This window comes from Echinimonas agarilytica (assembly GCF_023703465.1).
Lineage (GTDB): Bacteria > Pseudomonadota > Gammaproteobacteria > Enterobacterales > Neiellaceae > Echinimonas > Echinimonas agarilytica.
This window is the reverse complement of record NZ_JAMQGP010000003.1, coordinates 75,596-92,441: the sequence shown is the minus strand read 5'-3', so window position 1 is coordinate 92,441 and position 16,846 is coordinate 75,596. Positions and strand designations below refer to the sequence as shown.

Genomic DNA, 16,846 nt, shown 5'->3' with positions numbered 1-16,846 from the left:
ATCTCAACGGGGTTAGACATACGGCTAATTCAAGCCTTGGGCCGTTTATTTAGCAGCTAACAGCAATTTATTTAAGCGAGCCACAAATTCTGCTGGGTTATCCAAAGCACCTTGTTCTGACAAAGTTGCTTGGTCGAGAAGCAATTGGCTCCACTCAGCAAATGTGTCTTCGGCTTGCTCAGCATCCATATGCTTCACAAGATCGTGCTCTGGATTCACTTCCAAAATGAACTTCTGCTCTGGCACAGGTTGGCCTGCCGCCTTCATCAGTTTCACCATTTGGCTAGACATGTCATTTTCGTCAGTTACGATACATGCTGGTGAATCCGTTAAACGATGCGTCACACGCACATCTTTAACGCTGTCGCCCAAAGATGCTTTCACGCGTGACACGAGGCCTTCTGCCGCTTCTTCAATGGCTTTTTGAGCTTCTTTGTCTGCGTCGTCATCCAGATCACCTAGATCAAGAGAACCGCGTGTGACAGAAACCAGCTGCTTTGCGTCAAACTCGTTTAAGTGGCTAATCAACCACTCATCAACACGCTCAGACATGAGCAACACTTCAACACCTTTCTTGCGAAATACTTCTAAGTGAGGACTATTTTTCGCTGCGTTATAGCTGTCTGCAACAATGTAGTAGATCTTATCTTGACCTTCTTTCATGCGCTCAATGTAGTCAGCCAAAGCAACGGTTTGCTCACTGTTGTCGTTGTGTGTTGATGCGAAGCGCAACAAGCCAGCGATTTTTTCTTTGTTTGATGCGTCTTCAGCCGGCCCTTCTTTAAGAGCATTACCGAATTCTTTCCAGAACGCTTGGTACGCTTCTGGATCTTTCTTGGCTGTTTTTTCCAGCATTTGCAGCACACGTTTGGTGCACGCTTTACGCATTGCGTCAGTCACTTTGCTGTCTTGTAACAACTCGCGTGATACGTTCAGTGGCAAATCATTCGAGTCCAAAACACCCTTTACAAAGCGCAAGTAAGTCGGCATGAATTGCTCAGCATCATCCATAATGAATACGCGTTGTACATAAAGTTTTAAGCCGTGCTTAGTTTCGCGATTCCACATATCCCAAGGTGCACGCTTCGGCACGTACAGTAAGCTTGTGTAGTCGTGAGTTCCTTCAACACGGTTGTGACCCCATGTCAGTGCATCTTCAAAGTCATGTGAGATGTGCTTGTAGAATTCGTTGTACTCTTCATCAGAAATATCTGACTTTTCGCGAGTCCAAAGCGCTTTCGCTGCATTGACTTGTTCCCAATGAGCTGGCTCTGCTGGAATTTTGTCGCCTTCTGGGCCATCAGGACCATCGCGCTCTGGTACTTCTTCTTTCCACATTTCAACGGCAATTGAAATATGATCCGAATACTTGTTGACGATGCTGCGTAATTTCCACTCATCGAGGAATTCTTTTTCGTCGTCACGCAAGTGCAAAATAATGTCTGTACCACGAGTGGACTTTTCGATGTCTGTGACTTCGAAGTCACCTTCGCCAGCAGATTCCCATTGCACACCAGTGGTTGCGTCATGTCCGGCTGCTCGCGACAACACGGTGACCCGGTCTGCGACAATAAATGCAGAATAGAAACCTACACCAAATTGGCCAATCAACTGTGAGTCTTTTGACTCGTCACCCGTTAACTGACCAAAAAACTCAGAGGTACCTGACTTTGCAATGGTGCCTAAATGTTCAATAGCTTGTTCGCGGGTCATACCAATACCATTATCAGAAATGGTGATGGTTCCCTGCTCTTTGTCAACGCTGATGCGCACGCGCAATTCACCGTCAGACTCATAAAGACTATTGTCAGACAAAGCTTTAAAGCGCAGTTTGTCGGCTGCATCGGCAGCGTTCGATACTAGTTCGCGTAAAAAGATTTCTTTATTGGAATAAAGACTATGCGTTACCAAATGCAATAATTTGCCAACTTCGGTTTGGAAACCGTGCTTTTCTGTTTTGACTGTCTCGCTCATTGTGCTTCCTCTTTCATCAATCTAATCAGGCAGAGCATTCATTGAATTGGGATATGAGGGCAACAAAATAGTTTTCAAGGGCTAAATATATTCAGCCCTTCATTTGGGGGGGATAAAGCGGCAATAAGTCTAAAATTTGTTAGTCAATGACGGAGAACGCCACTTGATCACGGCCACTTTGTTTGGCTTGATAAAGCGCCTTATCAGCCCGGGCGTATGCATTGGGTAGATCGTCGTCTTCATCAAGAATCATCGACACGCCAATACTAATGGTCACGGGAATCGACACACCTTCGCTCACAATCGGATCATGACGCACCGTTTCTAATAAACGCTTGGCTAAGCTATGCACATCATCTGGGTGCTCAAATCGAGCCAGCACCATGAATTCTTCGCCCCCCATACGGCCAAATAAATCTTCAGATTTAATGTTTGCTCGAACACGCTCGCTCACGGTTTGTAATACGGTATCTCCTGCTGGGTGACCGTATTTATCATTCACCACTTTAAAGTGGTCTAAGTCGAATAGGAGGACGGCATAAGGGTCAAGTTCTCGTGCTAATACGTCTTTGGCAGCGCTCATCAAGGCACCTCGACTGAGCACTTTTGTCAGCGCATCAATACGCGCAAGCTTCCGCCATTTTCTATGATTGTAGAAAGCATATCCGCCCAACACGACCAGCAATACCATCGCAACAGATTGGTACATCAACAGATCATCGTTAACTTGGCTCTGCTGATCCGCAATTTGCAATTTACGCGCATTAATCTCAGCTTCATGTTCAAGGCGTTTCAATTCAGATTGTTGTCGAATCACAGTGAGTTCCGAGAAGATATCGCCCATGGCCAAGTGACTACTTCGGCTGATCCATTTGTACAGTGTATTGGTTAAGGCTTGCTGCCAGCTCAGCGCTTCTCGATAATTGCCAAGGGCTCTATGGATATCACTCAACGCGTATTGGTTATGTGCGGTGGCAAATGAATCCGTTTCATACTCAAGAGGCATGAAATAAGCCGCTTGTTGAATCGACTTCAATGCAATTTCAGTTTGACCTTTTCGGGCTGCTAATCGCGCATATTGCAAATAAAACTTTTGTAACTCGACATTATCGTCAATGTGTCCAAGCAGGTGCTTGGCTTGGTCGATTTGTTTTTCCGCTTCGGCTAAACGGTTCATTGAAATATAGGCTGATGCACTGCGTCGATGTACAAAATATCGGCATACATCAGAGTCAAATTCTTCACAGTAAGCTGCTGACTTTGCAGTGTATTTAAGCGTATCTTCAAAGTCGCGACGATACACTGCTATTTGCGCTAATTTGGCATATATCCGAGCCCAGTAGTCCGGCATATCATCAATCACATCTTCATATTTAGTCGCTTCAATGAGTAAATCATGCGCTTGGCGATGCCAAAATTCTTGAAAATAAAAGTTTGAGGCTAACGCTAAAATACCGACTAACGTTTCAGGTTGATTAATTGCGCGATATTCATTTAACGACAATTCAATCCATTCAATGGCTTTTATCGTTTTATGATCAGCGGCGTAAGACAATGCCAAAGTGACGTGTGAACGACGACGATACTCCGCTAATTCGGCTGGAATTTCTTCTGTTAAGATCTCGTGATACAGAGCTTGTTCAGCTTGATAATCTTTTGAAATATGAAATGCTCGAGCAAGTATAACTCTCAGGTCAAGCGAAGACTGGATATCTGAAATATCAGCAATTTGAGCCTTAAGTGTTTCAATTGTCGCATCAATATTACCGGACTCTATATGCTGATTGGCGATCCATACCCATGCCTTGGCGCGATTACACTCTTTGAGGTCATTATTAGATAGCCAGTTTTGTACCGCATCAATGTAGCTTGAATGGGTGGCTTGCAGCGACAGCTCTTCCCAACCTTGCTTGGGGCAATGTTCCAATTGATTTTGTGCTGCGCTGCCAAAAGTAGCTAGCCAAAATAGTGCTGCGATAAAGTTGAGGTACGTATTCAATATCTTGTCTCATGCCGCTTTATGGCATTTGTGTCCGACCCGCAAACGAGCGAGCTAGGGTTGTTCCATCAACATATTCCAGCTCTCCCCCCACAGGAACGCCATGTGCAATTCGTGTGGCATTGATGGAATATTTCTTACATAAGTCAGCAATATAGTGCGCTGTCGCATCGCCTTCTACTGTAGGGTTTGTAGCGAGTACGACCTCATCAACAACGCTGTTTTGGAATTGTTGTTCCAACACACTTAAGCCCAATTGTTCAGGGCCAATGCCGTCTAGCGGAGAAAGGTGCCCGAACAACACGAAATAACGCCCTTTAAATTGGCCACTTTGCTCAAGTGCCAACAAATCCGCTGGCGATTCAACAATACACATCAATTTCGACTGACTGCGTTTGGGGTGAGCACAGATCGAACAGAGATCTTGCTCGGTGTAATTCCGACAATGTTGGCAGTGCCCTACATGCTCAATAGCCGCTATGAGCGCTTTAGCGAGGTCTTCTGCACCACGCCGATCTCTTTCCAACAAATGAAAGGCGGCACGTTGCGCCGACTTTCGCCCCACACCGGGTAAACAGCGCAGTGACTCAATCATTTTTTCAAGTAACGGACTAAATTCCATAACCAATTATCAATGAGTTAGATAAAAACATCGACATTGTGCCACATTCATTCGCCAGTCCCAACTAGCGCCAAGGATTGATGAAGGGTATCGAGGTCAGCCAACGGATGAAGTGGCGCAGGCCAAGGGCATGCCAACATCTCATCAATAAGGCTCGCAGGTACTTCTGAGACACTCTTGAATCGCCAGTTGGGCTGACGATCTTTATCGATCAATAAGGCGCGTATGCCTTCTGACAAATCGCCCATAGAACCACAGTGAGCAGCAATGCAAAGCTCTAATCGAAAACAATCAGCTAAGGGCATGCCACCATACTGAAGTTGGCGCCAGATAATGTGAGCTGTAATTGGACTACCATATTGGAAATTGGACACCGCTTTTTTAATCCAACCATCATTGCCATCGTATGCTGCAAATTGTGCCGCAACATCTTCTAATGAGTCGCCGAGACAGAGTGCATGAATGGCATTATAGCGGGGTTCAATCCACCCTCGCCCAGACGTATCAAGGCTACTTTCCTTCAATACATCTGATACTAACTCGTGATGATTGGTAGCGTCCGCCCAAGCTGCACTGGCTAATCTGGCCATTACATTGGGACGCTCTGTATTGGGAATTTGTACGTCAGCTAAATCTAACGACACCGCATCAGCGCCGTTCATTTGACTCCCCGTTAACATTAAGAAACGGGCAATTTGCCGCCCCACTCGATTCAAAAACCAAGTTGAGCCTACATCAGGAAATAAACCGATGGCAATTTCTGGCATGGCCAAACGCGACCGCTCAGTCACAACCCGATGGCTGGCACCGACCAATAAGCCGACTCCTCCCCCCATAACAATACTGTCAGCCCAAACCACGATAGGCTTTGAGTAGCCATGAATAAAATGATCGAGTCGATACTCGGCGGCAAAAAAGTCAACCAGATCAGGCTGAATTTGATTTGGGTTCTGAGTGATCAGCTGATGCATCGAAATAATGTCACCACCTGCACAAAAGGCGCGCTCACAACTGCTTTGAATACACACGGCAACAACTGATTCATCTGCTTCCCAACGGGTCAGTTGGTCGAGCATCACCTTCACTTTTTCAAGGTTTAATGCGTTCAGGTTGTCGGCTTGATTGAGCGTCAATAACCCAATAACCAAACCATTTGATGTGGGCAACTCTGAACATAATACAGATTGCGTCATAAGCTGTTTTAACACTCCAAACTCACAAACAAAATAGCGCTCCGAGCAACTCACGACCGAAGATGGCTATTCAAATATCAATAAAGGCGCCTGATGCTGCCACAGCATGGCATAAATGCAATAATTTCGGATGTTCAAATTATCAAGTATTGAGCTAACACCACAAACAAGTCAGTTTTCGTACTTTAAAATGCGATATACGGTGATTGCTTTCTGGCGGGTCGAAAATAATTTTCCTGCGCCAAGTACGATGGCTCTATTGGGGTTTCATTCCATTCTGGCACGGCTAATATTGGCAAAGGCAACAATTGCTTTGGCTTCAATAATGTATTTAATTTTGATGATAAACGCTGATCCAACACCTGATATTGAATCGCGCGGTCAGCCAAAAAGAAATCATCTTCCACGTCAATAAAAACAGCCTTGGCACACCAGCCTATAAAAGGTTTAAAAGCTTGCTCGTATAACGCATGCCCCACTACAAAGGGTTTGATGGTTTGCCCCCACTCTCTGCGATGTTGCCAGAAAAACTCATGCCACTGATGCTGAGTAAGCATTGCTCGCCATTTTTTCTCTGAAATAGCAAGGATGACACCACATTCATCCAACAGTGTGAGCGCATCACGTCGAGTACTTCGGTGACGGTCGGTCAGTTCTAAATCTTGTTGGTGTAAGTGATTGAACGTGCGTTTCGTTAAAGGGAATTGGTGCCAGATAATGGCATTAAATAAGTCATGCCAATTGGGGCGTGTTGGCACCGCATTGTACTTTGCGATGTAGGCTTCATAGCCCATACCGCTGTCATCAAGAGCCTTCTGCGATGTCAAACGCACGTCTTTTAAAGACAAGACTCGCATCAAATCGTCGTGCGACGGCCATTCATTGTTAGAAATGACCGGCAGAGCATGACCAATATCACCCATATCTTTGAATAATGGCGAATGCTGATACCAAGGAATGTTGCGTTCAGACATCGAAGTCGATGCTGTATCAATACTAGAATCTGACATGTTTATATTTAAAAGTGACGAATGCGACAGTTGACGATTTCTTCAGCCATCCAACTCAACACCTGTTGCAGCGGCAGTTTTGCATCTTCATCACATCGATATAAGAGTTGGCACCCAATCATGCCCGACTCACCCCAAGTCACTTCACTTACCCCCATATCTAGTGCCATGGCAAGTTTTCTAACCTGACGATGTGAAACCGCTCGACGACCATTCTTTTTGTCGTACAGCGGCAACCACACTAACATGTGATTCGGGAGGGCCAAAAAGCTACATATGTAGGCCCACTTCGGATAATCGGGATGAATTTTAGAGCTTAAGCCAGGCGGATCGATCAGTAAAAAGTCAGCTTGTTCAAGTAATAAATCGTCAGCTTTGGTCTTTCCTTCATGCACCATACGCGCACTTTTGAACGTTGCAGTCAGAATTGCGCAGTTTTCGGTAGACGAATCCCAAAGTAACAACTGAGGCTTTTTACCGTGCTCTGTAATTAAGCGCTCAGCTAAGGTGACTGAGCCAGGATACATTGCTGGGGTCGACGTTTGGTTACAAAGAGCTACGTGCTGTCGCCAGAAACGCGCTGACGGCACTTTAGGGACATCAATCTGAGTTAACTTGCCGACACCTTTCTTCCAACCTTTGCTCTGGGATAAAGGATACCCGGGCAGCCCCGCATAGGTATCGGCAAAACAAAATGTTTTATTCGAATGGCGGGTCAGTTGCGAGTCGAGTAGTTGAATCAACGCTAAATGCTTAAACACATCGCCGAGATTTCCTGCTTTAGATTTATGTTCGTATGGCATTTAGGGTTATGAATAAAGCGCAAAAAGAAGTGCATAAGATAACAAGTCTGATTGGTCAAAACTAGATCAAGTGATAAGGTTAAAGAATAGTATTGGAGTATAAAAAGTAATTTATGGAATCTGCAGTTTTAGGCGTTGCATTCGCATTTACCCTTGGCATGCTTGTCAGCCGAATAGGTCTTCCGCCTTTGGTCGGTTTTTTGATTGCAGGGTTCTCGCTCAATATGGCCGGTGTAGACACCTCCACTGGTATACACCTGTTTGCCGATTTGGGCGTTACTCTTTTGTTATTTACCATCGGCTTAAAACTCGATATTAAATCTATTGCCCAAAAGCCATTTTGGGGTAGTGCCCTTATTCAACTGGTTTTAACACTGGCTCTTTTTGCTCCCACACTGATGATGGCTGGCGCCATGGGCCTCCCCATGCTAGATGAGATTGATTGGCGCACAGCGATCTTGTTGGCGTTTGCTTTGAGTTTTTCAAGTACCGTATTTGTCATCAAAATATTGCAAGAAAAAGGCGAAGGCCAAAGCCTTTACGGACAACTTGCTATTGCAATTTTGATCATTCAGGATTTATTCGCTGTTATTTATTTAACGGTCTCAAAAGGTGAGTGGCCGAGTATCTGGGCCCTTGGCTTATTTTTGATCCCCGTATTTAGGCCATTTTGGTTTAGCTTACTCAAACGCTCTGGTCACGGAGAAATGCTACTCCTTTACGGCTTGTGCATGGCTCTTGGTTTAGGCTATGGGCTGTTTTCTTTGGTAGGTATCAAAGGCGATTTAGGCGCTTTAATGATTGGAATCATGCTTGCGCCACACGCCAAATCAAATGAGCTATCCAAATCACTATACAGCCTTAAAGAATTGTTTTTAGTTGGGTTCTTTTTAGACATCGGCTTGCGCCAACTGCCCGATCAAAATGAAATTCTGATCGCGGTATGCTTACTCGCACTTCTGCCGCTGAAATCAATTATTTTTGCATTTGCCATTCGCATCTTTAATTTACGAATTAGAACCACGCTACAAGCCTCTGCATCATTAACAAACTTCAGTGAATTTGGCTTGATCGTCTGTGCAATTGCGGTAAGTTCGGGAGCCTTGCAAGAGGAATGGCTGACCGTAATGGCATTAACGCTAGCCTTGAGCTTTATTATTTCGGCCCCGCTCAATCAACAGATTGGTAAGTGGTATGTGTCATTACGTCCGCGTTTAGGTTGGTTGCAGCCTCGCCAATTAAACGCGCTCGATCGCCCTATCGCTTTAGGTCAAACCCAATTTTTAGTGGTGGGTATGGGCCGTATTGGTACAGGAACATACGAGTATTTAGACAAGCAATTCGGCAACGTCGCAGGTGTTGATAGCGACTCAACTCGAATTGAGCATCATGAACGCCAAAACCGAAACGTCATTAATGCCGATGCCACTGACCCCGACTTTTGGCACAAAGTTGAATTATCAGGTTCACTCAGAGCCGTATTCCTAGCAATGCCTGAACACACCGGTAACTACTACGCGGCAATTCAACTTTCCAAAACAGATTTTGCCGGAGATGTCGCGGCAATTGTTCGCTATTTCGATGAAGAAAAGCAAATGGCAAACCTGGGTGTGACCAGTGTTTTTAACGTATACCGAGAAGCGGGCAAAGGTTTTGCCCAAGATAGCTGCGACCGTTTAGGGTTAATTAACTATGATAACCCCCAAACAGAACTAGAACTTACTGACTCTAACAACTAGTATTCAGTGCAAAGCTTATAAATTGTTCAAATATTAAATTTAACCACCTGTTTATCAGCAATTTTTTTTGAATTTCTCAGTCTAGTGTTAAACTAGTGAGATACATGCATTGCGGGTAAGCAAATAGGAGCCTGTACCATGGGTTTTTTTAATAAACTCAAGAAACTCGTCAGCGATGATGGCGAAGACAATAACGGCATTGAAATTTTCGCGCCTGTAAGCGGCGAAATCGTCAATATCGAAGATGTCCCAGACGTTGTTTTTGCCGAAAAAATTGTTGGTGACGGCATTGCCATCCATCCAACAGGCAACCGAATGGTGGCTCCTTGTGACGGCACAATTCGCAAAATCTTCGAAACTAATCATGCGTTCAGCATTGAATCTGATAGCGGCATTGAATTATTTGTTCACTTTGGTGTTGATACCGTCGAACTCAAAGGCGAAGGGTTCAAGCGCATTGCGCAAGAAGGTCAGCGTGTGAAAGTTGGCGATGTTGTTGTGGAATTCGACTTGGCGCTTCTTGAAAGTAAAGCGAAGTCTATTCTAACGCCGGTCGTGATTTCGAACATGGATGAAATTAAACAGCTGAATAAGCACAATGGTAAAGTGGCGATGGCCGAAAATGTCATCATCACTATCGTCAAATAGTACGATGACTCAATAACTTAAAAGCCCTGTTCCGACCATTCGGAACAGGGCTTTTTTGTATCTGCCTAAGCGCCTAGTTGCAAATCAGCGACCCGCTCTACTCTTGGATTTGCCCTTACCTCGCTTGGCGGCTACGCCACCATGAGGGCTTGCCGACGATTTTCCGCCTTGATTCGAAGTCGATTTTTGGCCCGGACGTCCCTGCCCTGCAGTCGGTTTAGGTTTGCCACTATGTGGACCAGTTGCTGAACCATCTGTTCGGATATCAGGCTGGCCTTTGGTATGCTTGGTGGCAAATCGGTTGGAGCCATGACGCCCCGAACGCCTGCGCTCAGCAGGTGTTTGTGCTGAAAAGTCTTCAGCCGGAACCAAACAACTGGGTTTATCACCAATCAGATGCTTTTTACCCATGGCTGTGAGCGCCTCACGAATCACTTTCCAATTGGCCGGATCGTGGTATCGCAAAAAGGCTTTATGCAAACGACGCTGCCGGTCTCCTTTTGGGATCACAACTTCTTGCCGTTTCTTATATTTCACACGTTTCAGCGGGTTTGTTTCGGAGTAATACATCGATGTTGCATTACACATAGGCGAAGGATAAAAGTTCTGTACTTGGTCTGTTTGGAAGTCATTATTTTTTAACCACAAGGCAAGATTCACCATGTCATCGTCAGTCGTTCCGGGATGTGCGGAAATAAAATAGGGGATGAGATACTGTTTTTTACCCGCTTCAGCACTGTACTTCTCAAACATTTCTTTAAATTTATCATAAGTGCCCATGCCCGGTTTCATCATCAAATCTAAAGGTGCTTTTTCGGTATGTTCTGGGGCAATTTTTAAGTATCCACCCACATGATGCGTCACCAATTCCTTAACATATTCAGGCGACTCAATGGCTAAGTCATAACGCACACCCGACGCAATCATCACCTTCTTGATACCAGGCACTTTACGCGCACTTTTGTAGAGGTCGATTGTGTGTTGGTGGTCAGTGTCGAGCTTCTTACAAATTTCTGGAAACACACACGACGGACGGCGACAATTCACTTCTGCCTTCGGGTCCATACACCCCAATCGGTACATGTTTGCGGTAGGGCCACCTAAATCGGAGATAACGCCTGTAAAACCAGGAACTTTGTCACGAATTTCTTCCATTTCATTCAAAATCGACTCTTTCGAACGGTTTTGAATAATACGGCCTTCGTGTTCGGTAATAGAGCAGAATGAACACCCGCCAAAACAGCCTCGCATGATGTTCACCGACGTTTTAATCATGTCGTAAGCGGGAATCTTAGCTTTGCCATACATTGGGTGCGGCACCCGTGCATATGGCAAACCAAACACAAAATCCATCTCTTCTGTACTCAGAGGTATGGGCGCTTGATTCACCCACAATTCACGATCACCATGACGCTGTAACAACGCTCGCCCTGAATAGGGATTGGTTTCCAAATGCATGATCCGGCTCGCGTGTGCGTACAACACCCGATCATTTTTAAGCTTCTCAAACGGCGGCAAACGCACTGCGGTTGTTTTAGCATCATGCCGAGATGGCCGCACAGTCACTACTTGCGCTTCTACTTCTTGTGGCGCTGCGGTGTCGACTTTGTTGGTTTCGCATTTTGTTTCGTATTCATATGGATTGACCGGCACATAGGCTTTTCCCGGTTTTTCAATACGACTGGAGTCAATGACCTTGTAGTGTTCGGGCGCCTCTGCAAGGTTCACAGCGGTACCACGAATATTGGTCATGCTTTTGATATCTTCGCCATTAGCCAAGCGGTGCGCCACTTCGACTAATGCTCGTTCGGCATTGCCAAACAGTAAAATATCGCCTTTGGCATCAAACAAAACCGAACGACGAACTTTATCAGACCAATAATCATAATGGGCAATACGGCGCAAGCTTGCCTCAATGCCACCCAGAATCAGCGGAACGCCTTTGTATGCTTCACGGCAACGTTGAGAGTACACCAGCACGGCACGGTCGGGACGCTTTCCACCTTCATTATTAGGCGTGTAAGCATCGTCATGTCGTAATTTTCGATCAGCCGTGTACCGGTTAATCATTGAGTCCATATTACCGGCTGTGATACCAAAAAATAGGTTTGGCTTACCCAGAGCCATAAAGGCGTCTTTGCTGTCCCATTTCGGTTGAGCAATAATTCCAACTCGGAAGCCTTGCGATTCCAGTAGACGTCCCACAACGGCCATACCAAAACTAGGGTGATCCACGTATGCATCACCGGTCACTAAAACAATGTCGCAGCTATCCCAACCGAGCTCATCCATCTCTTGTCGTGAGGTGGGTAAGAATGGTGCCGTTCCATAACACTCTGCCCAATATTTGGGGTAGTCATTAATGGCTGTAACATTGGTGTGAAGACGCATGTGTGGTGTACCTTAGTTATTTGGCTGCGGATTATACACACCGCGAAGTCTGCTGACTAATTCAGCGCAATGATACATATACCCCAGCGACTCACCGAATTTATGACGAACCAAATGACAATAAATATGTGCCCGCTATCACTTAAGCTGCATGTAAGTCATGTGTCGGCTCTCAAATAGCATGATTTATTATAGAATTGGATAGGAAAACGCGGCATTTTATATGCATGTTTCTCGTTAACAATCATGTAATATTGTCGCAGGCCGGAACGTTTTAGAGTGAAATAAAGGCAGTCAAATGAATCGTCTCAGAATCGGGCTCATGTCAAATGAGATATGTGGCAACTATCAATGGCCATTATTTAATGCGCTTAAAGAACAAGCTCGCATCTTTGATATAGACCTTGTGGTTTTTGAAGGGCGTTGTATCGACAGCACGCTCTATCAAGACAAACAACACAACCTAGCTTTTGAGTTCATTGACGAAGATCGCTTAGATGGGCTTATTGTATGTTCCGGTTCATTGCTTGGTTTTATGAACGAAGAAGACCGAAACCGTTGGTTTTTAAATCGCTTCCATATTCCTGTAGTCAGTCTCAATCTTAGATTTGATGGTGCAACCAACATTCTGCTAGATGACTCGGTCGGCATGGTTGAGGTTGTCGATCATTTAATCCGGCTCCATCACTTTAAAAATTTGGCATTTATCAGTGGTGCTCATTCAAGCCCTGAAGCAAAAGCGCGCTTAAAAGCATTTAACAGCGTTGTGCATGAAAGAGACGTAAAGCACCACATCATTGAAGGTGACTTTACCCCAGCATCAGGTATTCGTGCAGCCAAAACACTCATCGAGCTACACAACAACGAGGCAATTGACGCCGCTGTATTCTCAAATGACGACATGGCCATCGCGGCAATTGACTATCTTCATCGACACGCACCTGAAATAGGCAACTCTATTGCGATTACCGGTTTTGATAACTCTCCCAATAGTTTTTTTGTAAGGCCATCGCTCACTACTGTGGGCCAACCTTTTGATGAAATCGCACGGCAAAGCTTCGAAGAGCTCAAATTGCAGGCCAAAGAACGTCAACCGCCAATGGACATATTGTTGACCACCAAGCCGGTTTATCGTCGCAGCTGCGGCTGTAAACCATTGGATGATGTGGAAAGCAGCACGCAAACTCAATTCTTCTCTATTGCTTATAAAGTTCAGGAGATGATTCAAAGCTATAAAGTAGACGAACTGCTAGAGCAGCTCGCGATCACCTTGCCGCATTTTAAAATCAAAAGCTGCTATATCGCACTGTATGACAAAGATGATGAAAGTAATCAACAAGCACTCGCTGAACATTCTTCATTGATTTTTGCATATCAAGATAATCAGCGTGTGCCGCTTGCAACCCCAACTCCGTTTAGCACAAAAGAGCTGTTTCCCAACCCATTCTGGAGTTCGGAACGCCAACAAGATCTTATTCTAAAACCTTTATTTTTCAATGATAATCATTTTGGCTTTATTGTCTTCGATGCATCGGTTGGGCGCCTTGAAGATATGGAAAACATTCGCTGCTTAGTGGCTCAAGCACTCAATGCCGCCTTGCTATTTGAGGCAAAGGCTGCCGCTACGGTTAAAATGAAGTCGACTTTACTGGCGCTTAAATCAGCCAACTCCGAGCTTCACGCACTCAATAAGAAGCTCGAGAGCATATCCATTCGGGATGAACTCACTCAGCTGTACAACCGGCGTGGTTTTTTCGAACTGGTGGAAAGCTATGCTGTATCCAGTAGAGAGCCACGAGACTGTTTAATTTTTTATACCGATATTAACTACCTGAAAATGATCAATGACACCTACGGCCATCAAACCGGCGATCAGGCGATTTGTTTGATCGCGAATGTGTTAAGGGAAAGCTTCAGGGAGGAAGATATTATTGGCAGAATCGGCGGAGATGAATTTATCATTTGTGCAAAACGTTGCGATGAATCGGATATCGATACACTCATCCAGCGCTTTGCATCTGCACTAAAGAAGTACAATAAAGCCTCTGGCATGCCGTTTGAGATATCCGCAGCTATTGGTTTTGCAGCATATCACGGCGGAGGCAAAGAACGACTTAAAATCGCTTTGGATGAGGCGGACAAACGCCTCTATGAAAACAAAACAGAAAGTAAGAAAAAATATCGGCTAGATGCCTTTCAGTAATAAAAGCTTCTGATCTTAATCTTGTAATAAAAAAGCGCGGTTGAAAACCGCGCTTTTTTTAGTGATGTAAGTCTTAACCAAAGTTGGCTAAGAAGAATGGAATCATCAATGCATTCACTAAATCAATGAAGAATGCGCATACCAGTGGAACGATAATAAAGGCTAAATGAGATGCCCCGTAACGCTGAGATACTGCCGACATATTCGCCATTGCCGTGGGTGTTGAGCCCAATGAAATCCCCCCGAAACCAGAGCAAACTACCGCAGCGTCGTAGTTTTTACCCATCGCTGGGAACACAATTAATATATTCACCAAAATTGCCACGACAAATTGCGCCGCCAAAATCGTGAAGATGGGGCCCGCTAAGTCAATTAGAGTCCAAAGCTGCATGCTCATTAACGACATGGCTAAAAACGTACCCAATGAAATATCGGCAATCAGCGCGATAGCAGGCTGTCTTGAAGGCCATTTAGTGCCCGACAAGCGAGGATAATTATCTGGAATGATATTGGTGATGATAATACCCGCGAACAAACACGTCACAAACAAGGGCAATTGCAACCCTGCTTGAGCAACAACCTCATTCAAAACCAATCCCACCACTACACAAATGTGAATGGAGAAGACCGCATCCAAAAAGTCATACCCTGTGATGGGTTTAGCATTCGCAGGCTCATTTAGACCAACATCTAATTGCTCTTTTTTGGCGGGCGTAAGTCCATGGCGATTAATAAGGAACTTAGCGATCGGCCCGCCCATCAGTGACGCCAAAATCAGGCCAAAGGTTGCACTGGCAATACCAATTTCCATGGCACTCACAACGCCGTACTCTTCACCAATACGCGGAGCCCACGCAATGGCAGTACCATGTCCCCCAATAAGCGATACCGAACCACCCAATAGGCCCACCGCGGGTTGAAGGTCGAATAACGAAGCAATGGTAATACCGGTTAAGTTCTGAATGACCATGTAGCCGATGGTCAGCCCGAGCAAGATAACTAAAGGCATTCCACCTTTTAACAAGTCTTTTAAGCTGGAGTTAATACCGATTGTGGTGAAGAAATAAACAAGCAATACATCACGCGCGGTAAGGTCAAACTCGATCTCAACCGATGTTGTGGCATAGATAAGCGCAAAAAGAATTGAAAACACAATTCCGCCCGTAACGGGCTCAGGAATACTAAATTCACGAAGAAAACCAACGCTCTGATTTAGTCTTCGCCCTAAAAATAAAACAACGATACCCATTGTTACCGTAAAAAAGGAGTTAAAGCTTAAAACTCCATTTTCAAATACCCAGCCTTCCATTGAAGAACTCCACCTATAACTATTACCAATAGTGTATAGCCTAGCTCTAAATTGTGACAGCGCAGAAATAAAAGAGGTTGAAGTTGATTTAATTGCGGTATGAGTTTGCAGAACGAAGGGAAAACGGAAGAAAATGAAGACGAGAATAAGAAGAAGCGTTAACATGCTTAACGCTTCTTCATTATTATTCTGCCACTGCGTCGAGCGTTAGCTCCATCATATCGTTAAACGTGGTTTCACGTTCACCTGCTGTTGTCTGTTCACCGGTTAAAATATGATCACTAACGGTCAGAACCGACAGCGCTTTGCCACCAAACTCAGCTGCAACACCGTACAAGCCAGCCGCTTCCATTTCCACCGCTAAGATTTGGTGTTTGGTCATAACACCAAACATCTCAGTGTCGGGCGTGTAAAACAAGTCCGCAGAAAACACATTACCCACATGTACTTTAAGACCACGTTTGCTGGCAGCTTGTGACGCAGAAGAAAGCAACCCAAAGTCAGCAATCGCAGCAAAGTCATACCCTTTAAAGCGAGTACGGTTGGCGCCTGAATCAGTACAAGCGCCTTGCGCTAAAATCACATCTCTGAGTTTGACATCTTCTTGAACCGCACCACAGCTTCCTACCCGAATAATGTTTTTAACACCATATTCCGTATACAGTTCTTTAGCATAGATAGAGATGGATGGAATGCCCATTCCCGAGCCCATCACAGAAACCCGCTGGCCTTTAAATTCGCCGGTAAAACCAAGCATATTTCGTACACTATTAACTTGCTTTACATTGGTTAGATAAGTGTCTGCAATGTATTTAGCTCGAAGCGGATCGCCCGGCATTAATACTGTGTCGGCAAAATCCCCGGCTTTCGCGTGAATATGTGGAGTACTCATAAGTTGTCCTGTTACTTCTTATCGGTGGTCGCCGAAATAATTTTTCAGCTCGTTATTGTTGTG

At 45.0% G+C, this 16,846-nt stretch carries 12 protein-coding genes; 3 read left to right on the top strand and 9 right to left on the bottom strand.

Translation table 11 applies throughout. From position 1 onward, the window contains the following. Positions 1-45: 45 nt before the first annotated feature. The 6 genes from htpG to NAF29_RS07770 all read right to left on the bottom strand — a co-directional run bounded on the left by htpG (position 46) and on the right by NAF29_RS07770 (position 7,559). Positions 46-1,974: a molecular chaperone HtpG gene (gene htpG, locus NAF29_RS07795; RefSeq protein WP_251261017.1), complete on the bottom strand. Its 1,929-nt coding sequence runs from the start codon at positions 1,972-1,974 to the stop codon at positions 46-48. A gap of 139 nt (positions 1,975-2,113) precedes the next feature. Beyond that, entirely contained in the window at positions 2,114-3,973 is a 1,860-nt protein-coding gene (locus NAF29_RS07790) for a GGDEF domain-containing protein (RefSeq protein ID WP_251261016.1), read from the bottom strand. Positions 3,974-3,992: 19 nt separating this feature from the next. Next, positions 3,993-4,595, bottom strand: a complete 603-nt coding sequence (gene recR / locus NAF29_RS07785) for a recombination mediator RecR (RefSeq protein ID WP_251261015.1) — start codon at positions 4,593-4,595, stop codon at positions 3,993-3,995. 47 nt (positions 4,596-4,642) lie between these two features. Next, positions 4,643-5,788, bottom strand: coding sequence for an enoyl-CoA hydratase/isomerase family protein (locus NAF29_RS07780; RefSeq protein ID WP_251261014.1), 1,146 nt, complete (start codon positions 5,786-5,788; stop codon positions 4,643-4,645). Between the two features lie 185 nt (positions 5,789-5,973). Next, the gene (locus tag NAF29_RS07775) at positions 5,974-6,798 is read right to left on the bottom strand and encodes a DUF3025 domain-containing protein (protein ID WP_251261013.1); all 825 of its coding nucleotides are present in this window, start codon (positions 6,796-6,798) and stop codon (positions 5,974-5,976) included. 8 nt (positions 6,799-6,806) lie between these two features. Beyond that, positions 6,807-7,559 (bottom strand): 23S rRNA (adenine(2030)-N(6))-methyltransferase RlmJ, encoded by a 753-nt coding sequence (locus NAF29_RS07770; RefSeq protein WP_251261012.1) that lies wholly within the window; start codon positions 7,557-7,559, stop codon positions 6,807-6,809. A 155-nt stretch (positions 7,560-7,714) separates the two neighbouring features. Here NAF29_RS07770 and NAF29_RS07765 point away from each other — a divergent pair, with 155 nt between their 5' ends. Then, the gene (locus NAF29_RS07765) at positions 7,715-9,340 is read left to right on the top strand and encodes a cation:proton antiporter family protein (protein WP_251261011.1); all 1,626 of its coding nucleotides are present in this window, start codon (positions 7,715-7,717) and stop codon (positions 9,338-9,340) included. Between the two features lie 138 nt (positions 9,341-9,478). Beyond that, a complete protein-coding gene (gene crr / locus NAF29_RS07760; protein WP_251261010.1) occupies positions 9,479-9,988 on the top strand; it encodes a PTS glucose transporter subunit IIA in 510 nt (169 codons plus the stop codon). A gap of 84 nt (positions 9,989-10,072) precedes the next feature. Here crr and NAF29_RS07755 read toward each other — a convergent pair whose 3' ends face one another. Further along, the gene (locus NAF29_RS07755) at positions 10,073-12,379 is read right to left on the bottom strand and encodes a YgiQ family radical SAM protein (protein WP_251261009.1); all 2,307 of its coding nucleotides are present in this window, start codon (positions 12,377-12,379) and stop codon (positions 10,073-10,075) included. 322 nt (positions 12,380-12,701) lie between these two features. On the opposite strand from NAF29_RS07755, the gene NAF29_RS07750 reads away from it, so the two are divergent. Then, entirely contained in the window at positions 12,702-14,582 is a 1,881-nt protein-coding gene (locus tag NAF29_RS07750) for a diguanylate cyclase domain-containing protein (RefSeq protein WP_251261008.1), read from the top strand. 73 nt (positions 14,583-14,655) lie between these two features. Here NAF29_RS07750 and gltS read toward each other — a convergent pair whose 3' ends face one another. Both gltS and deoD read right to left on the bottom strand, forming a co-directional pair. Next, positions 14,656-15,891 carry a sodium/glutamate symporter gene (gltS, locus tag NAF29_RS07745; protein ID WP_251261007.1) on the bottom strand — a complete coding sequence of 412 codons (1,236 nt, stop codon included), beginning with the start codon at positions 15,889-15,891 and terminating at the stop codon, positions 14,656-14,658. A 184-nt stretch (positions 15,892-16,075) separates the two neighbouring features. Next, on the bottom strand, positions 16,076-16,783 hold the full coding sequence (gene deoD / locus NAF29_RS07740) for a purine-nucleoside phosphorylase (protein WP_251261006.1): 708 nt from the start codon (positions 16,781-16,783) through the stop codon (positions 16,076-16,078). Positions 16,784-16,846 lie beyond the last annotated feature (63 nt).